Raw genomic sequence first — 22,107 nt, 5'->3', positions numbered from 1 at the left:
GGACCTATCTTGGCCCCTCGGAGCGGTCTTCGCGCCTCGGGGGCCATTCGGGCGGTGGATGCATCACCACCGTGTCGTCCTGCCAGTGCTTGCCGGTCAGGCGGCGATCGTCGAACCGGCGCTCGTCCGGCCGGGGTTCCGCGTGCGGCCCCGACCGGCGCCGTTCGCCCACCCGCCGGTCGGGGATGATCGCGGACATCTCGATGGTCGCGCCCACCCAGAGGATCTCGGCGGGGACGGGCTGGGTGCGTTCTTCCGTCTCGCGGTTCTCGCTGCCGATCGTGCGCAGAACCCGGACGAACCAGAGAAGCGTGCCGGCTCCGGCGGCCGCGCGCAGGGTGAGGGTCAGCGCGTTCTCGGTCACCCAGGCCGAGGCGAGGGCCAGCACGGCGGCCCCCGCGAGCTGGAGCCGGAGACTTCGCGGCGACGGCGGCACCTTCGCGGCGCGGCCGATCACTTCAAGGGCGACGTAGAGAGACACGTACGCGGCAAGGGTCGCGAAAGCGCACCCCTCGAGCCCGAACCGCGGCACGAGCGCCAGGTTGAGCCCGACGTTGAGGACCGCGGCGAGCAGGGTGACGGCCGCCGAGGCCCCCGTCCGGCCGTCGGCCATCAGCGTCCGCGTGACGGCGAGCTGACCCGCGTACGGAATCGCGGTTATCAGGACGAGGCACACGACGAAATGCAGCTGCGAAGGGTGGTAGGAGCTCGGCGCCCAGACCCGGAGCACCAGGGGCGCGCCGCAGGCGAACCCGACCACCACCGGAAGCATCAGCCGGTACAGCGCGTCCCGGCTCGAAGCCAGCACGTTGCGCCGCTCCGACTCGTCGGCGATGCCGAAGAACCGCGGCATCCAGGCCGAGTTCAGCACCGACAGCAGCAGCATCGGCATCGACGCCACGTTGTAGGCGACCTGGTAGCGCGCCACCGCCTCGCTGCCCATCTGCGCCTCGACGATGAGCCGGTCGGAGACGGACAGCACGAACGTGCTCAGCGCGGCCGGCACCAGCGGAAGGGCGAACCGCAGCGACCGGTCGAGCACGTGCCGGTCCCGCCAGAGCAGCAGGGCCGGCGGCGCCACCACGAGGCCGAGGAACGCCGCCACGAACTGGGCGACGACCTGCCCGCCGAGGAAGACCTCGGCGGTCGGCTTGTAGTACTTCACCAGGCCCAGGGCGAGCGCCTCGGCCACCACCGACTGCAGGAAGCTGACCGCGCTGAACATGAGCAGCTTGTCGAGGCTGCGCAGCAGGCCGAGGGAGATCGTGGTCATCGCCGACGACCCGGCCCACAGCACCGCCCAGCGCAGCGCGGTCCGATCGTCGCCCATCTCGAGCGCACCGGCCCAGAGCGGCACGGTGAACCAGGCCAGAGCCGAGATGCCGATGGTGATCAGCAGCGAGGCGAGGATCAGCTGATGCGCGCCGCGCGGGTTCCCGAAGGTGGAGTACTCCCGCTGCACGGCGGTCTGCAGGCCGAGTCCGGCGAAGACGAACAGCACCTGCATGACCGCGTTCGCCGAGGTGATCGTGCCGAACTCGGACAGGCCGAGCACGCGGGTGGTGATCGGGGTGAGCAGCGCGGCGCAGATGATCTGCACGGCCCACATCAGCATGTAGAGCGAGTCGCGCCCGAACAACTGGGCGACGTGACCCTTCTGGTGAGTCATCACGCGCCCGTGTATTCGAAGAGCACCGAGCCGCCCTCGGAGTAGACGACCTTCCAGAGCGGCGAGTTGCTGAAGTCGTCCCGCAGCGCCGCGAAGCGGGCCGGCGTGTGCAGGCCGTACTCCCAGCCGTAGTAGGAGGACGTCGGCGACCAGAAGGCGAACAGGCGGTCGGTCGGATCGTTGGAGCCCGAGTAGTCGATGAGCGCCCCGGTCAGCGTGTCGACCATGCCGGAGTTGGGCGTGGTGGCGATCGTGAAACCGTCGGTGGTGTCGACGTCGCCGCGGTAGACGGAGAGGTGCGTGAGCGGCCCGGTGATCGGCCCGCTCGGCACGTCGCCGGGCCCGATGATCAGGCAGTAGTTGACGGCGCCCTCGGTCGGCGTCTTCGCGAACACCTGGAAGGCGTCGCGGTCGCCCTGGCGCATGACGTTCGAGGCGTCCAGGGCGAACGTGCCGACCAGGAAGTTGGCGGTGAGCACCGTGACGACGGCGAGCTGGGCGATCCTCGGAAGGGTCTGGGCGGCGAGCACGGCCAGCCACGGAATCGCGAACAACACCGCACGATAAAGACCTTCTTTTCCGTACGGGTGAGCGACGACGATCGCCAGGCCCGCGCCTGGACAGGCGACCAGCGCCCAGGTGCTCAAACTGCGACGTTCCCGCCACACCACGACCAGGGCCAGCGCGCTCAGGATCAGCAGGCTCAGCACGAGGGCCGCCTCGGTGGCGAGGAAGACCGGCAGCCGGCTCAGGCCGCTGGAGGTGGTGGGTGTCGGCGTGGTCAGGTTGCCCGAGCTGCCCAGGTCGCTGAGGCTGACGAACCCGTTGAGGTCTTTCCAGTTGACGAGCGCCCAGAGCGCGGCGGTGCCGAGCACGGTGGCCGGCAGCCACCACGGCCGAAGCCGGCGCAGCACGACCAGCAGGCAGAGCGCGCCGCCGACGATGTACGGGCTGAGCTGATGCGTGATCGCGATCGTCACGCCCGTGACGGCCATCGCCGGAACCTTGTGGCGCAGCGGCAGGTCGGAGAGCGCGAAGCCGAAGATCAGGACGCCGAGGACGTATCCCACCGACTGCGGCGAGAAGTAGTCCTGCCCGATCGTGTTGGGCAGCACGCAGAACACGACGGCCGTCCAGACCAGCCCGCGGTCCCGGATCACCTGGCCGGCGAGCCAGCGGGCGGCGACGACGCCGTACAGGCCGATCAGCAGCTGCCACGCCGTCGCCAGGTGGATCGAGTCGCGGATGCCGGCCGCGTCGGAGGTCCAGGCCATCGCCGAGAAGAAGCCCGGCCAGCCGTTGTAGACGTCCACACTCGACTGCAGGAGATGCTGGTGCCGGATCTGCTCGACCAGCTCGACGTGCTTGGCGGCGGACTGGATCCGCGGCATGTCGTAGACGATCGCCGGGGTGCCGGTCAGCACCAGCACCAGCGCGAGCACCCCGATCGCGCGCGACCGGCCGATCGCCAGCGACAGTACGATCAGCCCGAGCCCGATGTACCACAGCGGCCCGATCCGGACCAGGAACCCCCACAGGCCTGGGTCGGTGTGCCGGTGGGCGAGCGCCGAGATCAGGCAGATCAGCGCGCCGGTTCCGCCGGCGAGCTCACCCGGGCCGAGCGCCGGCGGTGACAGGCGCTCGAGGCGGACCCGGAGCAGGCCGGCGATGTGCAGCGGCACGGTGACGGCGCAGACCAGGGCGGTGGCGACGAAGGTCTGCCACAGGCCGGTCTCGAGCATCGCCGTCGAGACGATCACCAGCGTGGCGAACGCGGCGCCGATGCTCAGCGCCAGCCGGAGCGGCAGCTCGAGGCGCGGGAACAGCGCCCACGGCGCGGCGCCGACGCCGAACAGGAAGTACGCGACGAAGCCGACGACCCGGGGACCGTGCAGGCCGAGGAGGAAGCCCACCAGGCCGAGGGCGAACGCGAACAGGCTCAGCGCCGAGATGACCAGCCGGGCCCGAGCAGTGCCCGACCCGGCGCGATACGTGCCCGTACGCGCCCCCGGCCGGTCGCGGACGGCTGTCACCTCGGTCTTTCCAAGGCGCGCCGGGCGCGCAGGTAGAGCAGGGGGCCGGCGAGGAAGCCGGTGAACTCGCGGCGCATCGCCCCCTGCGGCGCGGCCACGGTGTCGCCGAGCCGCTCGTTGGTCCGGGTACGGATCTGGGCGATCTTCAGGAGGCCGGCGGGTACCCGCCTGAGTAGCTGGGCGCGGGTCGACGGGTCGAGCAGAAGCTTGGTCAGGTACGCGGTGAGGCCGCTGCCGTAGCCGTACATCTGCTTGAGCAGCGACTCGTCGTCGGCCCGGTGGTGGTGCCAGACGACCGCGGCCGGCTCGTACGCGATCGCCCCGCCGTCGAGCAGGATCCGCACGAAGATGTCGAGGTCCTCGCCGCCGCGGGTGGGCGTGCCGGCGCCCAGCGCCTCGTCGAACCCGCCGGCGCGGACCAGCCGCTCCCGGTCGAAGGCGAAGCTCGCGCCGGTGCCGAAGATGCCGGCCGAGAACGGGTAGAGCACGCCGTACCGGTCGCTCATCGACATGTCGAAGAACTGCGGCCGGCACCGGGTCGACCAGGAGGCGAGCCGCGCATCGAAGTACGCCTCCGCGCCGTTGCTGATCGCCGCGGTGCAGACCAGGCCGGTCACGCAGGCCACGTCGTCGCGCCGCTGGAAGCCGCGGATCAACCCGTGGATCCAGCCGCTGTCGACCGCCACGTCGTCGTCGGTGTAGGCCAGGTACGGGCCGCGGGCGGCGGCGAGCCCGGCGTTGCGGGCGCAGGACAGGCCGGGCCGCGGCTCGCGGACGTAGCGGAACCGGTCGTCCGCCGCCGCGTACCGCTCGACCACTGCCCGGGTGGCGTCGTCGCTGGGCGCGTTGTCGACGATGACGAACTCGACGGGCCGGTACGTGACCGCGGCGAGGCGGTCGAGGCAGTCGGGGAGCGACTCGCTGCGGTCCCGGGTGCAGACCACGACCGAGACCAGCGCGTCGGAGACCACGTGGTTGGGGCAGTTCCGGGTCTGCCCGGCGGGGCGCCACCCGTACCGCTCGTTCTCCTCGGGGATCGCGGCGCCCTCCTCGATGAGGTGCGCCACGAGCGGGTCGCCGAGCTCACGCCAGGCGGCGGCGCGGATCTCGTCGAGGTCGCGCGGGGTGCCGGTGCGCGGCAGGGTCACGTAGCCGAGCGGTTCGCCGTGCAGCCGGACGAGCACCCGCATGATGGTCTCGTCGCGCGGCGGCACCATCGACGACGTCGCGTCGCCGGCCAGGTCGAAGTCGCCGCACCAGATGGCGGTCACCCCGGGGCTCTCCCCGCCCGGGTGGATCCTGGCGCGCCGGAAGGACGCCTGCACGCCGCTCGCGAGGCCCAGCAGCTCGCGCCGCACGACGTCGCGCGGGTCGAGCCGGGCCGGGTGGGCCAGTGCGTGCAACAGCTCGACGGGGGTCGTGTCGCGGCGCACCTCGACCCGGGGCAGCGCGTACCGGTTGCCGCGGAAGGGGTGGGCGCGGGCCGTGGCCAGCGCGAACGCGGCCGCGTAGCCGGCCCGGCGGGTGCGGGCGCGGACCCGGCGGTCGTGCTCGCCGTACGGGTACGCGAGGAAGCGTGCCTCGCCGTGCCCGAGCGCGGCCACCGCGGTCCGCGAGCCGGTGAGGTCGGCGCGCAGGTCGGCGTCGCGCAGCGCGGTGAGGTGGTCGTGGCGCCGGCTGTGCGAGGCCAGCTCCCACCCGCCGCCGTTGATCTCGCCCAGCTGCTCGGCGGTGAGCAGCGGCAGCTTGCCCGCGCCGTGGGCGACGTCCCACGCGTTGTAGCCGCCGATCTCGTCGCTGACGACGCAGACCACCGCCGGGATGCCGTGCCGTTCGAGCACCGGCGCGGCGTGGGTGAGCATGCTCTCGTACGCGTCGTCGAAGGTCAGCAGGACGCTGCGGGGCTTGAGCGGCCGCCCCTCCAGATGCTCCAGCAGGTCGTCGCCGTCGATGAAGGTGTAGCCGGCCTCGACCAGCGCCGAGATCTGCGCCGCGAACCGCTCGGGCGCGACGCTGTACCGCGCCACCCGCGGATCGTCGATCTCCTCGATCGCGTGGTAGGCGAGGATGCTCACCCCGGTGGGCGCGTTGCGGACGATCCCGCCGCGCGTCCGCACCCCGTTCCAGTAAGCGATGTCGCGCACCTTGGCGAAGACGAACTCGGTCGCGAGGTCCATCCGGCCGCGGTTGACCCGCCGGACGACCCGGCTGCTGAGCGCCCGGACCGGCGCCTGCGGCAGCGTCGACAGCGCCTGGGCGAGGCGGCCGTCGATGGTGTCGCCGCGGTGCCCGGCGCTGAGCACGGCGCCCAGGCCGGGGTGCTTGCGCGAGAGCATCGCGTCGGACTGGCCGGCCTGCGCCCACTGGCGGATGTTCTGCTCGGCCGATACCACGTACCGCTGGTAGGAGACGGCGTTCGGGGCGAACCGGGCCCGCGCGCCCTCCTGCAGCAGCCGGTAGACGAGGTCGGTGTCCTCGCCGCCGAACGTGCCGTGCGCGGTGAGGGCACGGTCGAACCCGCCGACCTTGGTGAACCATTCCGTGCGCACCGAGAGCTGCCCGGTGAGGAAGTCCTCGACGCCGAGCCGGCCGCCGGACAGGTCGAGCCGGACTCGCCGCTCGGTCGCCCACCGCTCCACGCCGCGGGTCAGGATGTTCACCGGCGATCGATCGTCGATCTGGATGTGCCCGACCACCGCGTCCGCGCCGGCGAGCAGGGTCTTGTCGTGCTCGATGATCAGATCCGGCTCGACGATCATGTCGTCGTCGAGGAACAGCAGAACCCGGCCGCGGGCGACGGCGGCCCCGGCGTTGCGGGCCGCGGCGGCGCCCCGGTTGGGCAGGTCCAGCACCTTGATCGGCAGCGGCAGCACCAACTCGCCCAGCGCCTCGGCGGTGCCGTCGGTGGAGCCGTCGACCACGACGATCAGCTCGCACGGCCATGGGCGCACGGTCGCCGCTACCGACGCCACGGTGTCCAGCAGGATGTCCCGCCGGTTATAGGTGGGAACAATGATGCTGAAGCGAAATGGTGTTGCGTTCACGGCCCTTTTTCCCCGATCGCTCGTGCGATCAGGATCCGACGCTTTCGCCGCCCGCCGGGTCTATTCCCGGAATTGCGTCACCGGTCCGCGCCGGAACGACTCGACGACGTATCCGGCGACCGTGCTGCCGAGACCGATGAGCACGACGCCCGCCTGGAGCAGACCGGCCGGGTGGCGCGCCGCGCCCGCGACCCCCTTGAGCACGGCGGAAGGCAGCGTGACCCGCACGTACCGGCGCTCCGAGGACAGGCCGGCGTCGATACCCTGGAGCAGCGAGACGATCCGCTTCGACCGCCCCTCGTGGTAGCAGCGGCTCAGGAAGTAGCTCATCGTCTGCCGGGCCGCCGGCACGTAGTGATCAACGGCGGTCAGCGGGTCGAAGACGACCTGGTTGTTCGCGTCGTGTGCCGCCACCCGGATGCAGAACTCGGTCTCCTCGCAGCCGACCGGCTTGGTGCCGACCCGCCCGATCGCGTCGGAGAAGCCGCCCACCTGGGCGAAGACCGAGCGGCGCACCGCCATCGACGCGCCGATCGGGTTGCGCACCGGGCTCTTGACCTCGGGCAGGCCGCGATAGCTGCACCCGACCACCCAGCCGAACTCGTCGGGGAACCAGCGCGGCGGGTGCCCGCCCTCCCAGTTCGGCCGCACGGCGGTGCCGGCCACCGCCACGTCGTCGTTCGCGAAGGCCGCACGCAGGCCGGCCATCCAGCCGGGGGCGGCGACCGCGTCGTCGTCGAGGAACGCGACCACGTCGCCACGAGCGGTCTCGACGCCCGTGTTGCGCGCGTCGGAGAGGCCCTGGCGGCCGGCGTTGGCGACCACCCGGGCGCGGGGGAACTCGGCACGCGCCCGCTCGAGCAGCGCGTCGTTGTGGTCGATCACGAGGATCAGCTCGTCGCGCTCGCCCAGCTGCGCCTCGACCGAGGCGGCGGCCCGGCGCAGATCCTCCCAGCGCCAGTCGGCGTAGCTGCAGATCACGACGCTGATCGAGGCGTACAGATCGACCTTGTGCATGGCGACCAGTACGGCGGGCGATCATAGGTACTTGAGGAATGCCTGTTCGGCGGTTACCAAAATCACCGCCGATCAGTCGAAATTCAGCCCGCCTGTCCGGGTTCGCTTCAGCTCGAAGAAATCGGGGTACGACGCGAGCGCCACCGCGCCGTCGAAGACCCGCAGCGCGTCCTGGCCGCGCGGGATGCTGGAGAGCACCGGCCCGAAGAACGCGACCCCGTCGATGTGAATGGTCGGGGTGCCCACGTCGTCGCCGACCGGGTCCATCCCCTCGTGATGGCTGCGGCGCAGCTCTTCGTCGTAGTCGGTGCTCGTGGCGGCCTCGGCCAGCTCGGCGGGCAGGCCCACCTCGGCCAGCGACTCGCGCACCACCGCGTCGAAGTCTTTGTTGCCCTGGTTGTGGATGCGGGTGCCGAGCGCGGTGTAGAGGCCGGCGAGCACCTCGTCGCCGTGCTTCTCCTTGGCGGCGGTCACCACCCGGACGGTGCCGAGCGATCGGTCGATGAGCTCGCGGTAGCCCTCGGGGAGGTCGCGGCCCTCGTTGAGCACGTACAGGCTCATCACGTGCCAGCGGAGGTCGAGGTCGTCGCGCAGGCTCTTGACCTCGAGCATCCAGCGAGAGGTGATCCAGGCGAAGGGGCAGGCGGGGTCGAAGTAGAAGTCGACTGTTGTCACGCCTCGAAACTACGCCCGCCGAGGCCCGTTCCGCTGATCCAATTCTGTGGCGTTCGACTGGGCCATCGCCTCGACGCCCGCCATCACGAGATCGACCCCGAAGGCGTAGTAACGCTCGGTGTCGGGCGCGCGGGAGTAGGTCGCGGCGAAGGCGACCACCATGGGGTATTTGTCGGCCGGCAGGCTCTCCATCGAGAGCCTCTTCTGCCGGCGCCACTCGCCGGCCTGATCGGCCGGCACGTTCATCGGGCAGTCGGGCTGGGCGTGCACCAGGCCGATCGCGGCGTGCAGCAGGTGTGACGCCACCCAGTACGCCTCCTCGATGCCGAACCCGGCCGCGGTGAGCAGGGTGAGCGCATCGTTCGTGGCGCGGGTGAAGCTCTCACCCTCGGTCTTGTCGACCGCGTGCATGAGCTCGGCCAGGCTGGGGTGCTCGCGCATCACTGTGACGAGCGCCTCAACCATGGCGCGGAGCTGCTTCTGCCACGGGTCGGCGGCGGAGCGGTCGGCGCGGACGGTGGAGAGCGCGTGGTCGACGATGCCGAGCAGCAGCTCGTCCTTGTTCTTGAAATGCCAGTACAGGGCCATGGGCGTGACGCCCAGTTCCTGCGCGAGCCGGCGGATGGTGACCGCCTCCACGCCCTCCTGGTCGCCGAGGCGCAATGCCCGCTCGGCGACCGCCGCCCTGCTCAATTTCTCGCCTGCCACTTGACAACTATACAACGTATAGGTCTCATGTACCTAGTACATGTACGTTGTACAAGGACGCCGTACAGGGGGAATTCCATGGAAAAGAACCGCAGGTGGTGGGCGCTGGTAGCGGTGGCGCTCGGCACCTTCATGACCTACCTCGACAACAACGTGGTCAACGTGGCCCTCCCGTCCATCCAGCGGGACCTCGAGCTGAGCATCTCCGGCCTCGAGTGGATCGCCAGCGCGTACGTGCTGGTCTTCGCCGGCCTGCTGCTGGCCGGCGGCCGCATCGCCGACGTGCTCGGCACCCGCACGGCGTTCTTCGCCGGCCTCGCCGTCTTCACCGCCGCCTCGGTCGCGGCCGGCCTCGCGCAGAGCCAGGAAATGCTGATCGGCGCCCGCGCGGTGCAGGGCATCGGCGCGGCGCTGCTCACCCCGGCCTCGCTGGCCCTGCTGCCCCAGCTCTTCCCCAACCCGCGCGAGCGGGGCACGGCGGTCGGCATCTGGGGCGCGGTCGGCGCGCTGGCCCTCGCGATCGGCCCGTTCACCGGCGGCTGGCTCAGCCAGCACGCGTCCTGGGGCTGGATCTTCCTGATCAACGCGCCGATCGGTGTGGCCACCGCCGCGCTGACCGCGTGGAGTGTCCCGGCCGTCCGGCGGGGCGCCGCCCGCGGCTTCGACGTGCCCGGCGTGCTCACCTCGTCGGTGGCGCTGTTCGCCCTCACGTACGCGCTCATCGAGGGTGAGTCGCGCGGCTGGACCTCCGGCGTCATCCTGGCGTCGTTCGCCGTCGCCGCGGCGGCGGCCATCGGCTTCGTGGTGATCGAGCTCCGCTCGGCCAACCCGATGATGGACCTCGGGTTCCTGCGTCAGCGGGTGTTCAGCGGCGGCCTGCTCGCCATGGGCCTGTGGGCGTTCGGCGTCTTCGGCATCTACTTCTACACCGCCATCTACCTGCAGAACGTGCTCGGCTTCTCGCCCACCGAGGCGGGGTCGGCGTTCGTGCCGATGGCGCTGGTGATGGCCGTGACCGCCACGCTCGCGCCGCGGCTGGAGGTGCGCTTCGGCGCCGGCCGCACGGTGGCGCTGGGCCTGGGCCTGATGGCCGTCGCGATCTTCGGCATCTCCGGCTTCGGCGAGGGCACCACCTACACCGACCTGCTCCCCTGGTTCCTGCTCTACGGCGTGGGCGGCGGCATGCTGGTCCCGCTGAACAACGTGATCGTCGGCGCGCTGCCGGCCGAGCGGGCCGGCGTCGGCTCGGGCATGCTCAACGTCTCCCGCGAGGTCTTCGGCCTGCTCGGCATCACGATCCTCGGCGCGATCCTCACCAACCGCTCCAACGCGGCGAGCGGCGCCGAGCTGCACCGCTACCTGGCCGGCTACCAGTTCTCGCTGGTGGTGGCCGCGGTCCTGGTCGCCGTGGGCGTTCCGGTGGCGCTCTGGTCGCTGCGCTCGGCACGCCCGGCCGTGGAAGAGAAGCCGGCCGAGCCGCAACTCGAGCTGGTCTGAGGTCAGGACGCGGCGGCGAGCTCCACCTGAAGCGGCAACGTGATGCTGAAGGTGGTGCCGCCGCCGTCGCCGGGCCGGGCCGCGAGGACCCCGTCATGAGCCTCCACAATGGCCTTGGTCACCGCCAGGCCGAGGCCGGTCCCCTTGATGCCGTCGCGGGTCGCGTTGCTGGCCCGGAAGAACCGGCTGAACAGGTGCTGGTACTGCTCGGGCGGGATGCCGATGCCGGTGTCCGAGACCTCGATGACCACCTCGTGGCCCCGCCGTCGCGCCGTCACCGTGATCGCGCCGCCCTCGGGCGTGTACTTGATCGCGTTGGAGAGCAGGTTGTCGAGGGCCTGCCGGAGCCGCTGCGCGTCGCCGAGCACCGGCAGATGCGGCTCCAGCGTCTCGGTCACGGTCAAATTCTTCGCGTACGCCCCCGGGCGGTGATTGTCGACGACGTCGCGCAACAGTTTGCCGGCCGGCATCGGGCGCGGCTCGATGCTGATGTGCCCCGCGTCGAGGCTTGCCAGGTCGAGCAGGTCGTCGACGAGCCGCTGAAGGTGCAGCACGGTGCGGTCGATCACGGCTGCGTGCCGCCGGGCCAGGTCCTCCAGCTGCGGGTTCTCCAGCAGCATCTCGGTGTAGCCGCGGATCACGCCGACCGGGTTGCGCAGCTCGTGGATGACCACGGCGACCAGCTCGTCCCTCATCCGGTCGAGCTCGTGCAGCTGCTCGACCTGCCGTTCGCTCTGCTCGGCGACTTCCCGCCGCTCGCTGACGTCGGTGCTGATCCCGTCCACGAACAGCCGGCCACTCTCGCGGCGGGCCGCCGCCCGGGTCCAGATCCACCGGGTGACACCGTCGAAGCCGACGAACCGGCACTCGATCTCGCCGGACCGGCCGGCGGCGAGCTCGTGGTGGAACGCGACGAATCCGGGCCTGTCCTCGGGGTGCACCCGGCCGAGGACCGTCGCGTTCATGTCGCCGCCGGTGGGCAGGGCGCCGCCGAAGACACCGAGCGCATTCGGGCTCGCGTACACGGATCGGGTCTTGCCGCTCGGCCTGACCTCCACCGTCCAGACGTAATCGTTGAGCTGCCCGATCACCCGGTCGAAGTCGCGGCGGGCCGCGGACAGGGCGAGCGTGAGATCCTCGGCGCGGCGGCGCTCGACGAACCGGCCGAGGTGCGCGCTGACCGCGTCGAGCATCGCGACGACGTGCGGGTCGTGCGTGAGCTCGGCATCGGTGAAGAACGCGAGCACGCCGACGACGCGGCGGCCGGAGCGCACCGGCAGGCCGATCGCGGTGCGGATGCCGGCCTTCCGGGCGGCCTCGACGCGGGCGCCGGTCAGCGCGTCGCCGGGGTCCGTGCCGGACCACACCTCGGTGCCGCGCTCCCAGGCCCGGCCGGCCAGCCCCTGGCCGCGAACGAAGCTCAGCGGCGCCTCGCCGGTGAAGCCGGAGAGGTCGCGGTCGCCGGCGGTGCGCGAGCTGAGCCGGTCGATGTGCCGGCGCCCGTCGGCGACCTGCCAGTACTCGCCGCAAAGCCAGCCGAGTTCGTCGGTGATCGCCTCGACCACGCGGATCGCGGCCTGCTCGGCGTTGGTCGCCTCGGACAGCACCTGCGCCACCGTGTGCCGGGCGCGGCGCAGCTCCTCGGCCTTGTGCGCCTCGGTGATGTCATGCATGGCGGCCACGGCGCCCAGGCGGCGGCCATCGGCGGTGTCGATCGGCCGGGCGTTGCTGACGAACCGGCGGGCGCCGTTCGGGGTGTGCACGACCAGGTGCTGACCGCGTACGGCTTCGCCGGCATGGGCGCGGGCCAGCGGGATCTCGTCGGGGCCGAGCAGAGTGCGCCCGTCCGGCGCGTACAGGTCGTACGCCTCGGCCCAGGTCTCCCCCGTCTCACCGCGACCCGCCTCGCGACCGTGCACATCACGCAGCGCGCGATTGAAGAACGTGAGCCGGCCACTGCTGTCGCAGGCAGCCACGCCGGTGTCGAGGCTGTCCAGCAGTGCCTGCAGGAAGGTGTGCTCGTCGTCGAGCTCCTGGCGCTGGCGCTCGAGCTCGGCGAGCGCGACCATCCGGTCGGTGATGTCGTGCAGGAACGCGTGGAAGACCGGCTCGCCCCGCTCCTGGCCGACCTGGAGCGTCATCTCGGCCGGGAACTCGCGCCCGGAACGGTCGATCGCGGCCAGCTGCAGGCGCTGCCCGGCGAGGTGCGACCGGCCGGTGCCGCGCACCCGGGCGAGCCCGGCGAGGTGCATCTCGTGGTAGCGCTCCGGAATGATCAGACCGGTGACCTGACGTCCCATCGCCTCGGCCGCGGGGTAGCCGAACAGCCGCTCCGCGGACCCGTTCCAGGCGATCACCCGGCCTTCGCCGTCGATCGACACGTACGCGTCGTGCGCGCTGTCCAGCACGGCCTGCATCCGGGCGGCGACCCGCTGCTGCTCGCCGTGCGCCAGGCGCAGCGCGATCTCGGCCTCGGCCGCCGCGGCGAGGTCGGACAGGGTCGCGAGCTCGTCCTCGGTCCAGTCGCGGGGCTTGTCGTCGAACACGCAGAACGAGCCGAGGACGTGGCCGTCCGGGGAGCGCAACGGGAAGCCGGCGTACGCGATCGCCTGGTACTCGGCGATCGCCGGGTTCTCGCGCAGCCGCTCGTCCAGCCGGGCGTCGGCCACCACCAGCGGGGCGTCGTCCTCGACCACGTAACGGCAGTACGAGTGGGAGAGCGGCGTCTCACGCGTCTCATCCAGCTCGCCGGTGAGGCCACACGCGCTCGGGAACCGCTGCCGGTCGGCATCGACCAGAGACACCAGCGCGGTCGGCGCCCCGACGATCCGGGCGGCCAGCCCGGTCAGCCGGTCCAGCGACGGCACGCGGCCGGCGTCGAGCAGACCGGTGGCCCGCAGAACGCTCAGCCGCTCGTCCGTCACCCGCGGGTCCCGCATGACCATTCACATCGGCGGCCAGGCGCGGCATCTGAGCGGTCGGTGCGCGGCCGCTCAGTGGTGCCACTTTTGGTTGGCGGTGCCGGCGCAGTCCCAGACCTGGGCCGCAGTGCCGTCGGCAGTGTTGCTGTCAGGCACGTCGGTGCACCTGGTGACCTTGAGGTTCACGAGGTCGTGGCGGCGCCGGCGCCTCGGCAGTGGCGCCTTCTCTTCCGCGCCCGCAGCAGCGTGAGCAGGGCCGGGCCCTGCAGTCCGGCACCGATTCCGGCGAGAAGACCGCCCGGGACGTACGTGTCGGCCTGGGCGGGAATCGCGTAGACGAGCAACCCGATGCCGGTCAGGTAGACGGCCCCACCGACGATCGCCCTGGCCAGGGTTCGCCCTCGGCGGGGCGCGGCGTAGCTCACCCGGAGAGTCAACCAGGCGGTGGATCACCCGGCCAGAGCTATCTGCTGGATTCGCCGGATCTCACTGCCCTGCTCGACGGACATCTCGCCGGCCACCTCGCGCAGTCGCTCGTCGGCGCCGCCGCGCACCACGTCGCCGGCCATCTGGAGGGCGCCGCGGTGGTGGGCGATCATCATGGCCGCGAACTTCCGGTCGAAGGCCGCGCCGCGCAGACCCGCGAGGGCGGTGAGGTCGGCGGGGCTCTGCATGCCGGGCATCGAGCCGTGGTCGTGCCGCGGGTCGCTCGCGGGCAGCTTGCGGTCGCGCAGCCAGGCCCGCATCCAGGCGACCTCGGGGGCCTGGGCCGCGCCGATCCGGGCCGCCAGCGCGCGAAGCTCGTCGTCGCCGGCGCGGTCGGCGGCCAGCGCCGCCATGTCGATCGCCTGTCCATGGTGGACGATCATCATCTGGACGAACGTGGCGTCGATCGTGTTGTACGCGGGGGCCTTCGGCGCCGTGACGTGCTCCTGATCGGTCACCCGGGCCTGGTCGCCGGGTTTGCCGGGCAGCACCACACGTACGTCCGCGGCAGTGCTGCTTTTTTGCTCCGCGCTCTTCTGGTCGGCACGCGGGTTCTGTGCCGCAATCGCCAGGCCACCCGCGGCCACGACGGAAACAACGGCGGCGAACAACATCGATGACCGTCTAAGCATTCCGCTACTGTAGCGACTCAGACCGACACGTACGGTATTCGGAAGGGAGCTTCATGAAGCAGCCTGCCTCACGAGGGTGGATGCTCGGGTGCGCGGCCCTGGTCATCGGCGTCACCGCGTCGCTCGCCGGCACCGCCGCCAGCGCCGCGCCGCCGTCGATCCCCGGGGTCGACGAGATCGTCAGCAGCCCGAACCTCACGCAGATCGCCCACCTGGACAAGACGGGCCCGTTTGCCAACTCCACCAACTCCGACTGGGCCTTCCAGGGTCACTACGCCTTCGGCGGGAACTACAACGGCTTCGCTGTGTACGACATCAGCAAGCCGTCGGCGCCGACCGTGGCCGCCCAGGTGCTCTGCCCCGGCTCGCAGAACGACATCTCGATCAGCGACAACCTGCTCTTCCTCGGCACCGACAGCCAGCGCACCAACGACACGTGCGAGAACGTGGCGTCGACCACGGCCGAGCCGGGCGACCGCTGGGAGGGCATCAAGATCTTCGACATCACCGACCCGACGACCCCGCAGTACCTCAAGTCGGTCAAGACCGATTGCGGCTCGCACACCCAGACACTCGTGCCCGGCAAGCGCCACGACCCGAACGTCTACCTGTACGTCTCGTCGTACAACCTGGCCGGCGTCGACCAGCCGAATTGCGCCCTCCCCCACGACAAGATCTCCATCGTCAAGGTGCCCCGGCGCAACCCGGCGGCCGCCACTGTGGTCGCCGCGCCGATCGTCTTCCCCGACGGCGGCTACCCCGGCAGTCCCGGCCATTACGAGACCACCGGGTGCCACGACATCACCGCGTACGCGGAGAAGGACATCGCCGCCGGCGCCTGCATGGGCGATGGTGTGCTCTTCGACATCTCCCGCCGCTCCGCGCCGCGAGTGATCACCACGGTCCGCGACACCACGAACTTCGCGTTCTGGCACTCGGCCACGTTCAACAACAGCGGCACCAAGGTCGTCTTCACCGACGAGTTGGGCGGCGGCGGCCAGGCGACCTGCAATCCCACCATCGGCCCGAACCGCGGCGCCGACGCCATCTACGACATCCTCGGCGGCCGCAAGCTGCAGTTCCGCAGCTACTTCAAGATCCCCCGCACCAACGCCGACACGGAGAACTGCGTGGCCCACAACGGCTCGCTGATCCCGGTGCCCGGCCGCGACATCATGGTGCAGGCCTGGTACCAGGGCGGCATCTCGGTCTGGGACTTCACCGACTCGCGGCGGCCGCGCGAGATCGCCTACTGGGAGCGCGGCCCCATCTCGGCCACCGAGTTCATCGGCGGCGGGTCGTGGTCGGCGTACTGGTACAACGGCAACATCTACTCGAACGACATCGCCAAGGGCGTCGACGTACTGGCATTGAAGGACCCGCGTACGGCGGCGGCGCGCTTCTTCCGTACGGATGAATTCAATGCCCAGACCCAGGACAATTTCCTGCGCTGGCGTTGACCGGATGGTCCGGGGTTGCGGTCTCGCGACCCCGGGCCTTCATCGCACGACCTCGTAGTGGAGGTGGGTGACGCCGGGCGCGGGGACGGCTTCGAGAAGACGGAGCCGGACGTGGTGGGGCAGGGACTGGAAGAACGGCCTCCCGCCGCCGAGCAGGATCGGCACCTGATGCAGGATCACCTCGTCCACGAGGCCGGCCGCCAAGGCAGCGGTCGCGACGCCACCGCCCATGAGGGCGACATCCTTGTCGCCGGCCAGCTCCTTTGCGGCGGCGACGGCGTCCGCTATGCCGGTGCTGACGAAGGTCTGGCGCGCGTTGCGCTGCGGCGCCGGTCGATGGCTGAGCACCACGAGCGGAGCTGCCGGGTGAGGTGTTCCGCCTTCGGCCCAGCCGGAGTCGTCGTAGGTGTTGCGGCCGGCCAGGCTGGCGCCAACGCGGGCGGCTTGGGTATCGAAGAGGCGGGCGCTGGGCTCGCTCAATCGGAAGCCGTCGAACACTTGGCTGGGCGTATCGCCGTCGAAATACCAGTCGAAGAGCATCGAGGCGTCGCCCAGTCCTCGGCCGGCGCCCGGATCGCGCCCGGTGATGTAGCCGTCGACCGAGACCGACAGCGCGATTAGCACTCTGCTCATTGCCATCCCTCCCCTCAGTTCCTTCAAGGAACTATGCGACGGTAGCAGCCATAGTCTCTTAAGGGAACTCTCGTGAGGGAACTCCTGGATCATTTGGAGCGCCGGCTGCATCCGAGGCGCGGGAGTCCGTTATCGATGAGCACACCGGTCTGAAGCAGATCGTCGACCGCATTCAGGTGCAGGGTCGAGCTTGCCTCGGCGTTCAGTGGCGGCCGGCTAGACCGGCCCGCTGGTGAGGGTGCCCCCGGTAGGAATCGAACCTACGACACACGGTTTAGGAAACCGATGCTCTATCCCCTGAGCTACGAGGGCCTGCGGCCCACATCTTACCTACCAGCGCAGACGCAAAAGTGCCCAGGCGTCCCACCCGGCACCAGCCGGTCCTGAGCGACACCGCGAGCACGCGTGGGAGCGATCCCGTCGCTGGTCGGAGCACACCTCGAGCATCGGACGGAGCAAACGTGTCCCAAATGCTGATCCCTTCCAGTCATGCACCACCGCTGACGTCGGATGCCATCGGCTCGCCGAGCACCTACGGAGCGCCCGAGTCGACTTGACCTTCGAGAACGTCGAAGCGACTGTTCGTGCACCGGTACCGCGGGGTGCGTTTCCTGCGGCAGCGCCGCCGGGGCGCCTCACGCACGGGGTGCCCCGGCGCGTGGCTTCGACCGGTGACGGCTCCAACAGGCCGCGGCGTCAGCGAGCCGGGCCGAGGTGACCGGCGGACGGCGTTGCTGTTCGCGCTCGCAGCTCAGGGTGGCAATGCCGGCGGCGAAAGCATCGACGGCCTCGCGACGAGCCGCTGACCACACGGGGATCCTGCCGGCCCACGTCCTGGTCGGGCATGCGGCGCGCGGCCGGATACCCCTGCAGATCGTGCTGCGCTGGCACGTGCAACAAGGGCTCGTGCCGATCCCCATGTCGAGCGACCCGCAGCGCCTTCGGAGCAATCTCGACGTGTTCGGCTTCGCGCTGTCCAACGCCGAGATGGCCGACGTGAGCGCGCTCGACCGAGGCGAACAGGCGGCCGTCGACTCCGACGAGTTCGGTCACTGACTCGCCGAGTGCCGGCGCGTTGTGCCCGGCACGCCGGACACCGGGTGCGCAGCCGCACGAACGACCCCCGAGCGGCGGAGCGGTCATACGCCGTGGCGTACGCCTCACCGGGTGCAGGAGCAACAAACCGGAACTAACCGCCCAGGTACTTCCCAGGCTCGGCCTGCGAGTACCGCCCCTGTTGCATCGACAGTTAGCAATGTTTACGTAATACTTATGTCACGCCTCGCAGTAGATCGACCACTCCGTACGAGAGGACGTTCTCCGTGACAATGAATGCAGGTTTCGCGGACCGAGCGCTGTCACGCAGCCGGCGCCTCATGGTCCTCCTCACTGCGGCCGCCACTGCACTCGTCGGCAGCGTGGTCGTCCAGCAGCAGCCCGCACACGCCGCAACGTGGAACCTCGTGTGGGCCGATGAGTTCAACGGGTCCGGCGCGCCCAGCAGCGCCAACTGGAACTACAACGTCGGCAACGGCCTCAACCCGGGCCTCAACGCTTTCGACGGCTGGGGCAACGGCGAGTGGGAGTGGTACCGCCCCGAGAACTGCACGCAGTCCGGCGGCAACCTCGTGATGCGCGCCAACTGGCTCACCACGCCCATCACGGTCAACGGCCGCAACTTCTACCAGACGTCGTGCCGCATGACGACAGACACGAAGAAGTCCTTCCAGTACGGCCGCATCGAGGCGCGCATGGCGCTCCCGACCGCCACCGGCTCCTGGCCGGCTTTCTGGATGCTCGGTGACTCGTGCGACGAGACGTCCACGAGCGCCTACAACCCGGCGCAGACCTATTACGACCGCCTGCCCACCAACTGGGCCAGTTGCGGCGAGGTCGACATCATGGAACATGCGAACGCGAACGCGACCGTGACGAACAACATCTTCTGGGATCTCCGGACCGGCGTGTTCCCGTGGACAGCGGGTCAGAACGCCAACTACGTCGCGAACCCCGCCGTCAACAACGCCGCGGCCTTCCACGTCTATGCGATCGAGTGGACGGCCGCGCAGATCCGCTGGTACATCGACGGTGTGCAGACGCACGTAATCGACACGACACCGGCGACCTTGGAGGAGTTCCGCAAGCCGTTTCACCTCATCTTCAACCTGGCGCTGGGCGGCACGTACCCCGGACAGAACCCCGTGCAGAGCCAGTTCCCGCTCACCGCATCGATCGACTACGTGCGCTACTACCAGGACGGCGGGGGCACGACGCCGCCTCCCACGGGCGGACCCGCGACGCAGATCAACGGGCCGGGCGGGAAATGCGTGGACGTGGGCGGAAACGACACGGGCGGCAATGGCGCGGCCGTTCAGCTGTGGACGTGCCAGGGGCCTTCTGTTTCGAAGGACCAGCAGTGGAGCTGGGACGGCCAGACCCTGCGGACGTTGGGCCGGTGCCTCGACGTCGCCAACGCGGGTACGGCCAGCGGCACGAAGGTGCAGCTCTGGGACTGCAACGGCAGCGGCGCACAGAACTGGGTCCAGGAAGGTAACCGGTTGCGCAACCCGAACTCCAACAAGTGCCTGGACTCCCCGTCAGGCTCGACAGCGGACGGCGCGCGACTGCAGATCTGGGACTGCAACGGATCGGCGGCACAGTACTTCGTGAAGGCCGCGTGACGGCCGGCCGAGGGGCACGCTGACGGTCAGGGCGCGGCAGCGGACAGGCTCCCGCGCCCTTTCCGCGCGTTCCGCGATACGACCCGCGCCGGGTTTGTCCGGCGCGGTCTTCAAGAAGGGCAAGCTCGTCGAACGAAGCACCGCCCGCGGCCTCACCGAGACGGCTGCATAGTCAAGATCCCATCCACCGGTACTGACAATTGCTCGTGCGCTCCGCCGCACGTCGCTCAGAGCTAGCGGTTCGGTTCGTTCGAGTCCCAATTGACGGCCGTACGACGGATGGCCCGCGTTGCCGGGGTCGACGTAGGAACAAGTGCATGGACACGCCGCGTCGTACCCGCACCTACCGCAGCCAGCACCTCGACAGCGAGCGGTGGGATCATGTCACGCTGCGGCCGGGCGACGTCGTCATCTCGACCTCGATGAAGGCGGGTACCACCTGGATGCAGCGCATCATGAGCCTGCTGGTCTTCGGCACGGGCCCCTTGCCTGCACCGCTCGTCGCGTTGTCTCCGTGGATCGACGCGGCCTTCCTGGGCGACGTGGATGGCGTCGCGGCGAGCATCGAGGCCCAGGAGCACCAGCGGTTCCTGAAGAGCCACTTGCCATTCGACGCTCTGCCGTACGACCCGGCGGTCCGTTACGTGTACGTCGGCCGCGACACGCGGGACGTGTTCATGTCGGCCTTCAACCACTACAGCGCCTACACCGAGTTCGCCTACTCGCTGCTGGACGCCGCGGGTGGCGCGGCTGGCCCGATGCCCCGATGCCCGGCCACTGAACGAGAGCTGTGGGCCGATTGGATGACCCGCAGCCTTTTCGATTGGGAGGCGGACGGCTGGCCGTTCTGGTCTCACCATCACCACGCCGCGACCTTCTGGCCGCATCGGGACCTGCCCAACGTGCTGATGGTCCACTACGCCGATCTGCTCGCCGACCTCGAGGCGCAGATACGCTGCGTCGCCGCCTTCACCCACATCGAGGTGGCCGAGGATGCTTGGCCCGAGCTCGTGGCGGCCGCCCGGTTCGACGCCATGAGGCAGGACGCGACCCGCAACGAGGAGTCCATCAGGCCGCTCTTCTTCGAGGGCGGCGCCCGTCGCTTTTTCTACAAGGGCACCAACGGACGTTGGCGCCATGTCCTCACCGAGGAAGACCTGGCCCTCTACGAGACAGCAGCCGATCAGCTCGACCCAGAGCTGCGCTCATGGCTCGAAGCCGATTCAGCGCCAACGCTTGACTCCGGCGTTTGATGCGAGCGGCCCTCGCACACCCTGATCTTCGGGCAGGTCCGACTTCCGTCGCGGGCATGACGGGGATACGGCCGCAGGCCGTTGATCGAGCGTCGAGGATTCTGGACGACTTCACGATGGACGTCGATGGCCGCGTGATCCACCTCCTCGACGCGCCATCGCGCTGCGGGCAAGCCGTTCGTGAAAGGGGATCCACCAGCTAGGCGGCGTCCGCGCAAGGGGAAGGGTCGAACCACTGGTCAGGAAGTACGTCGCTTGGGCGCGACGCTATCCCTGGGAATCCATCACCGTGGCCGCAGGCGCGATGCCCAAGACGCTGGCTGGCCTGCCGACGAACACAGCTACCCAAATACCCCGATACGACCAGAAGCTCTGGGAGCGCCTTCAAGAACCCGACATTGAATTCGGCGACTACGGGATCGGCCATCCTGCCATGAGCCTCAAAGGATGGCCCCCACCCCGGAACCTCAGGTATACCGACGACGACGCGTGGTGGATATATCGAACGCCGCGAGACGGCAACGGCAACCAAGCGATGCACGATCTTTGCGACTCACTGGTCGCATCAAGTCACTGGCCAGCCGAGGGCGCTGACCTTTCGTGGGGCGACCGCCAGATCGCACGGTGCGCCGAAGCCGTCGGAGGTCCTGGAACTCCAATGTTGTGGCGTGCTTGGGGGCACGTCTCATCACCTGGCCCACGTACTCAGAGCGCTGGAAGATCGACTTGGAGAACCTGTGAGTTCCCCCCGCTTCGACGGAGCGGTGGTTACCTGCCTCCGGTCGGGGCAGGGGTGAGGTTATCTGGCTCGGTCTGAGCGTGCCAGGCTGCCTCGTATTCGTCCGGGCTGAGGTAGCCGAGCTCGCGTTGGATGCGGCGGGTGTTGTACCAGGTGTCGATGTAGGTGAAGATCGCGTTCTCGGACTCGTCGCGGGTCCGCCAGCTGGTGCGGTAGACGAGTTCGATCTTCAGCGTCGACCAGAAGTTCTCCATCAACGCGTTATCGTAGGAGTCGCCGACCGACCCCATAGACGGCCGGATTCCGTTGTCCTGCAAGCGTTGCGAGAAACGGAAGCTCGTATAGTTGGCGAGTTCAACCTGTCGTTGCAACATCGGCCTGTTGGATCGAGCGTAGCTGCTCCTCGAAACCTCGGCCGGGGTGCGCCAGCCGAGGATCTTGCGAGGGCGGTTGTTGAGTGCCAGGGCGACGGCTTCGAGGTCGTCGGCGGTCCACCTCGACAGGTCGGTGCCCTTCGGGAAGTACTGACGCAGCAGTCCGTTCGTGTTCTCGTTCGTGGGCCGTTGCCACGGGGAGTGCGGGTCGGCGAAGAACACCTTCGTGCCGGTCTCAAGCGCGAATTGCACGTGGGCCGACAGCTCCTTGCCCCGGTCCCAGGT

The 22,107-nt window shown here is 69.8% G+C and carries 17 protein-coding genes, 1 tRNA gene and 2 pseudogenes; 6 read left to right on the top strand and 14 right to left on the bottom strand.

Annotation, left to right across the window (positions count from 1 at the left end; translation table 11 throughout):
- Positions 1–4: 4 nt before the first annotated feature.
- The 6 genes from ACIA5D_RS09995 to ACIA5D_RS09970 form a co-directional block, all read right to left on the bottom strand.
- Positions 5–1,669 carry a lipopolysaccharide biosynthesis protein gene (locus tag ACIA5D_RS09995; protein ID WP_396029523.1) on the bottom strand — a complete coding sequence of 555 codons (1,665 nt, stop codon included), beginning with the start codon at positions 1,667–1,669 and terminating at the stop codon, positions 5–7.
- Positions 1,669–3,702 carry a hypothetical protein gene (locus ACIA5D_RS09990; protein ID WP_396029522.1) on the bottom strand — a complete coding sequence of 678 codons (2,034 nt, stop codon included), beginning with the start codon at positions 3,700–3,702 and terminating at the stop codon, positions 1,669–1,671. The genes ACIA5D_RS09995 and ACIA5D_RS09990 overlap by 1 nt, the downstream gene beginning before the upstream one ends.
- Positions 3,699–6,746, bottom strand: coding sequence for a glycosyltransferase (locus ACIA5D_RS09985; protein WP_396029521.1), 3,048 nt, complete (start codon positions 6,744–6,746; stop codon positions 3,699–3,701). The genes ACIA5D_RS09990 and ACIA5D_RS09985 overlap by 4 nt, the downstream gene beginning before the upstream one ends.
- Before the next feature lie 60 nt (positions 6,747–6,806).
- A complete protein-coding gene (locus ACIA5D_RS09980) occupies positions 6,807–7,763 on the bottom strand; it encodes a glycosyltransferase family 2 protein (protein ID WP_396029520.1) in 957 nt (318 codons plus the stop codon).
- A 72-nt stretch (positions 7,764–7,835) separates the two neighbouring features.
- A complete protein-coding gene (locus ACIA5D_RS09975; RefSeq protein ID WP_396029519.1) occupies positions 7,836–8,438 on the bottom strand; it encodes a DsbA family protein in 603 nt (200 codons plus the stop codon).
- Between the two features lie 9 nt (positions 8,439–8,447).
- Positions 8,448–9,146: a TetR/AcrR family transcriptional regulator gene (locus tag ACIA5D_RS09970; RefSeq protein ID WP_396029518.1), complete on the bottom strand. Its 699-nt coding sequence runs from the start codon at positions 9,144–9,146 to the stop codon at positions 8,448–8,450.
- A 78-nt stretch (positions 9,147–9,224) separates the two neighbouring features.
- Between ACIA5D_RS09970 and ACIA5D_RS09965 the strand changes: the two genes are divergently transcribed.
- Positions 9,225–10,643, top strand: coding sequence for a DHA2 family efflux MFS transporter permease subunit (locus ACIA5D_RS09965; RefSeq protein WP_396029517.1), 1,419 nt, complete (start codon positions 9,225–9,227; stop codon positions 10,641–10,643).
- Positions 10,644–10,645: 2 nt separating this feature from the next.
- Here ACIA5D_RS09965 and ACIA5D_RS09960 read toward each other — a convergent pair whose 3' ends face one another.
- Genes ACIA5D_RS09960 through ACIA5D_RS09945 form a run of 4 tightly spaced genes read right to left on the bottom strand, consistent with a single transcriptional unit; the run spans position 10,646 to position 14,682 of the window.
- Positions 10,646–13,582: an ATP-binding protein gene (locus ACIA5D_RS09960; protein ID WP_396029516.1), complete on the bottom strand. Its 2,937-nt coding sequence runs from the start codon at positions 13,580–13,582 to the stop codon at positions 10,646–10,648.
- 54 nt (positions 13,583–13,636) lie between these two features.
- On the bottom strand, positions 13,637–13,720 hold the full coding sequence (locus ACIA5D_RS09955) for a hypothetical protein (RefSeq protein ID WP_396030335.1): 84 nt from the start codon (positions 13,718–13,720) through the stop codon (positions 13,637–13,639).
- Positions 13,721–13,746: 26 nt separating this feature from the next.
- Positions 13,747–13,989 carry a hypothetical protein gene (locus ACIA5D_RS09950; protein ID WP_396029515.1) on the bottom strand — a complete coding sequence of 81 codons (243 nt, stop codon included), beginning with the start codon at positions 13,987–13,989 and terminating at the stop codon, positions 13,747–13,749.
- Positions 13,990–14,013: 24 nt separating this feature from the next.
- The gene (locus ACIA5D_RS09945) at positions 14,014–14,682 is read right to left on the bottom strand and encodes a DUF305 domain-containing protein (RefSeq protein WP_396029514.1); all 669 of its coding nucleotides are present in this window, start codon (positions 14,680–14,682) and stop codon (positions 14,014–14,016) included.
- A gap of 80 nt (positions 14,683–14,762) precedes the next feature.
- Here ACIA5D_RS09945 and ACIA5D_RS09940 point away from each other — a divergent pair, with 80 nt between their 5' ends.
- A complete protein-coding gene (locus tag ACIA5D_RS09940; RefSeq protein WP_396030334.1) occupies positions 14,763–16,142 on the top strand; it encodes an LVIVD repeat-containing protein in 1,380 nt (459 codons plus the stop codon).
- 39 nt (positions 16,143–16,181) lie between these two features.
- Here the strand turns inward: ACIA5D_RS09940 and ACIA5D_RS09935 are convergent, their stop codons facing one another.
- Positions 16,182–16,775, bottom strand: a complete 594-nt coding sequence (locus ACIA5D_RS09935) for a dihydrofolate reductase family protein (RefSeq protein WP_396029513.1) — start codon at positions 16,773–16,775, stop codon at positions 16,182–16,184.
- A 239-nt stretch (positions 16,776–17,014) separates the two neighbouring features.
- A tRNA-Arg gene (locus ACIA5D_RS09930) sits at positions 17,015–17,087 on the bottom strand.
- A 450-nt stretch (positions 17,088–17,537) separates the two neighbouring features.
- Here ACIA5D_RS09930 and ACIA5D_RS09925 point away from each other — a divergent pair.
- The 4 genes from ACIA5D_RS09925 to ACIA5D_RS09910 all read left to right on the top strand — a co-directional run bounded on the left by ACIA5D_RS09925 (position 17,538) and on the right by ACIA5D_RS09910 (position 21,526).
- Positions 17,538–17,831, top strand: a complete 294-nt coding sequence (locus ACIA5D_RS09925; protein WP_396029512.1) for an aldo/keto reductase — start codon at positions 17,538–17,540, stop codon at positions 17,829–17,831.
- 320 nt (positions 17,832–18,151) lie between these two features.
- Positions 18,152–19,456 carry a ricin-type beta-trefoil lectin domain protein gene (locus ACIA5D_RS09920; protein ID WP_396029511.1) on the top strand — a complete coding sequence of 435 codons (1,305 nt, stop codon included), beginning with the start codon at positions 18,152–18,154 and terminating at the stop codon, positions 19,454–19,456.
- A gap of 317 nt (positions 19,457–19,773) precedes the next feature.
- Complete coding sequence (locus tag ACIA5D_RS09915; protein WP_396029510.1) at positions 19,774–20,709, top strand: sulfotransferase domain-containing protein; 936 nt, start codon at positions 19,774–19,776, stop codon at positions 20,707–20,709.
- A gap of 190 nt (positions 20,710–20,899) precedes the next feature.
- Positions 20,900–21,526 carry a hypothetical protein gene (locus ACIA5D_RS09910; RefSeq protein WP_396030333.1) on the top strand — a complete coding sequence of 209 codons (627 nt, stop codon included), beginning with the start codon at positions 20,900–20,902 and terminating at the stop codon, positions 21,524–21,526.
- Here ACIA5D_RS09910 and ACIA5D_RS09905 read toward each other — a convergent pair.
- Together ACIA5D_RS09905 and ACIA5D_RS09900 are read right to left on the bottom strand one after the other, a co-directional pair.
- Positions 21,478–21,744 (bottom strand): annotated as a pseudogene (locus tag ACIA5D_RS09905) (transposase); the annotation flags it as partial. The gene ACIA5D_RS09910 and the pseudogene ACIA5D_RS09905 overlap by 49 nt on opposite strands.
- Positions 21,745–21,802: 58 nt before the next feature.
- Positions 21,803–22,107: pseudogene (locus tag ACIA5D_RS09900) on the bottom strand (IS30 family transposase); the annotation flags it as partial.

Source organism: Actinoplanes sp. NPDC051513 (assembly GCF_044454685.1).
Lineage (GTDB): Bacteria > Actinomycetota > Actinomycetes > Mycobacteriales > Micromonosporaceae > Actinoplanes.
The sequence above is the reverse complement of the archived record's forward strand: the minus strand, read 5'-3'. Positions and strand labels throughout refer to the sequence as shown.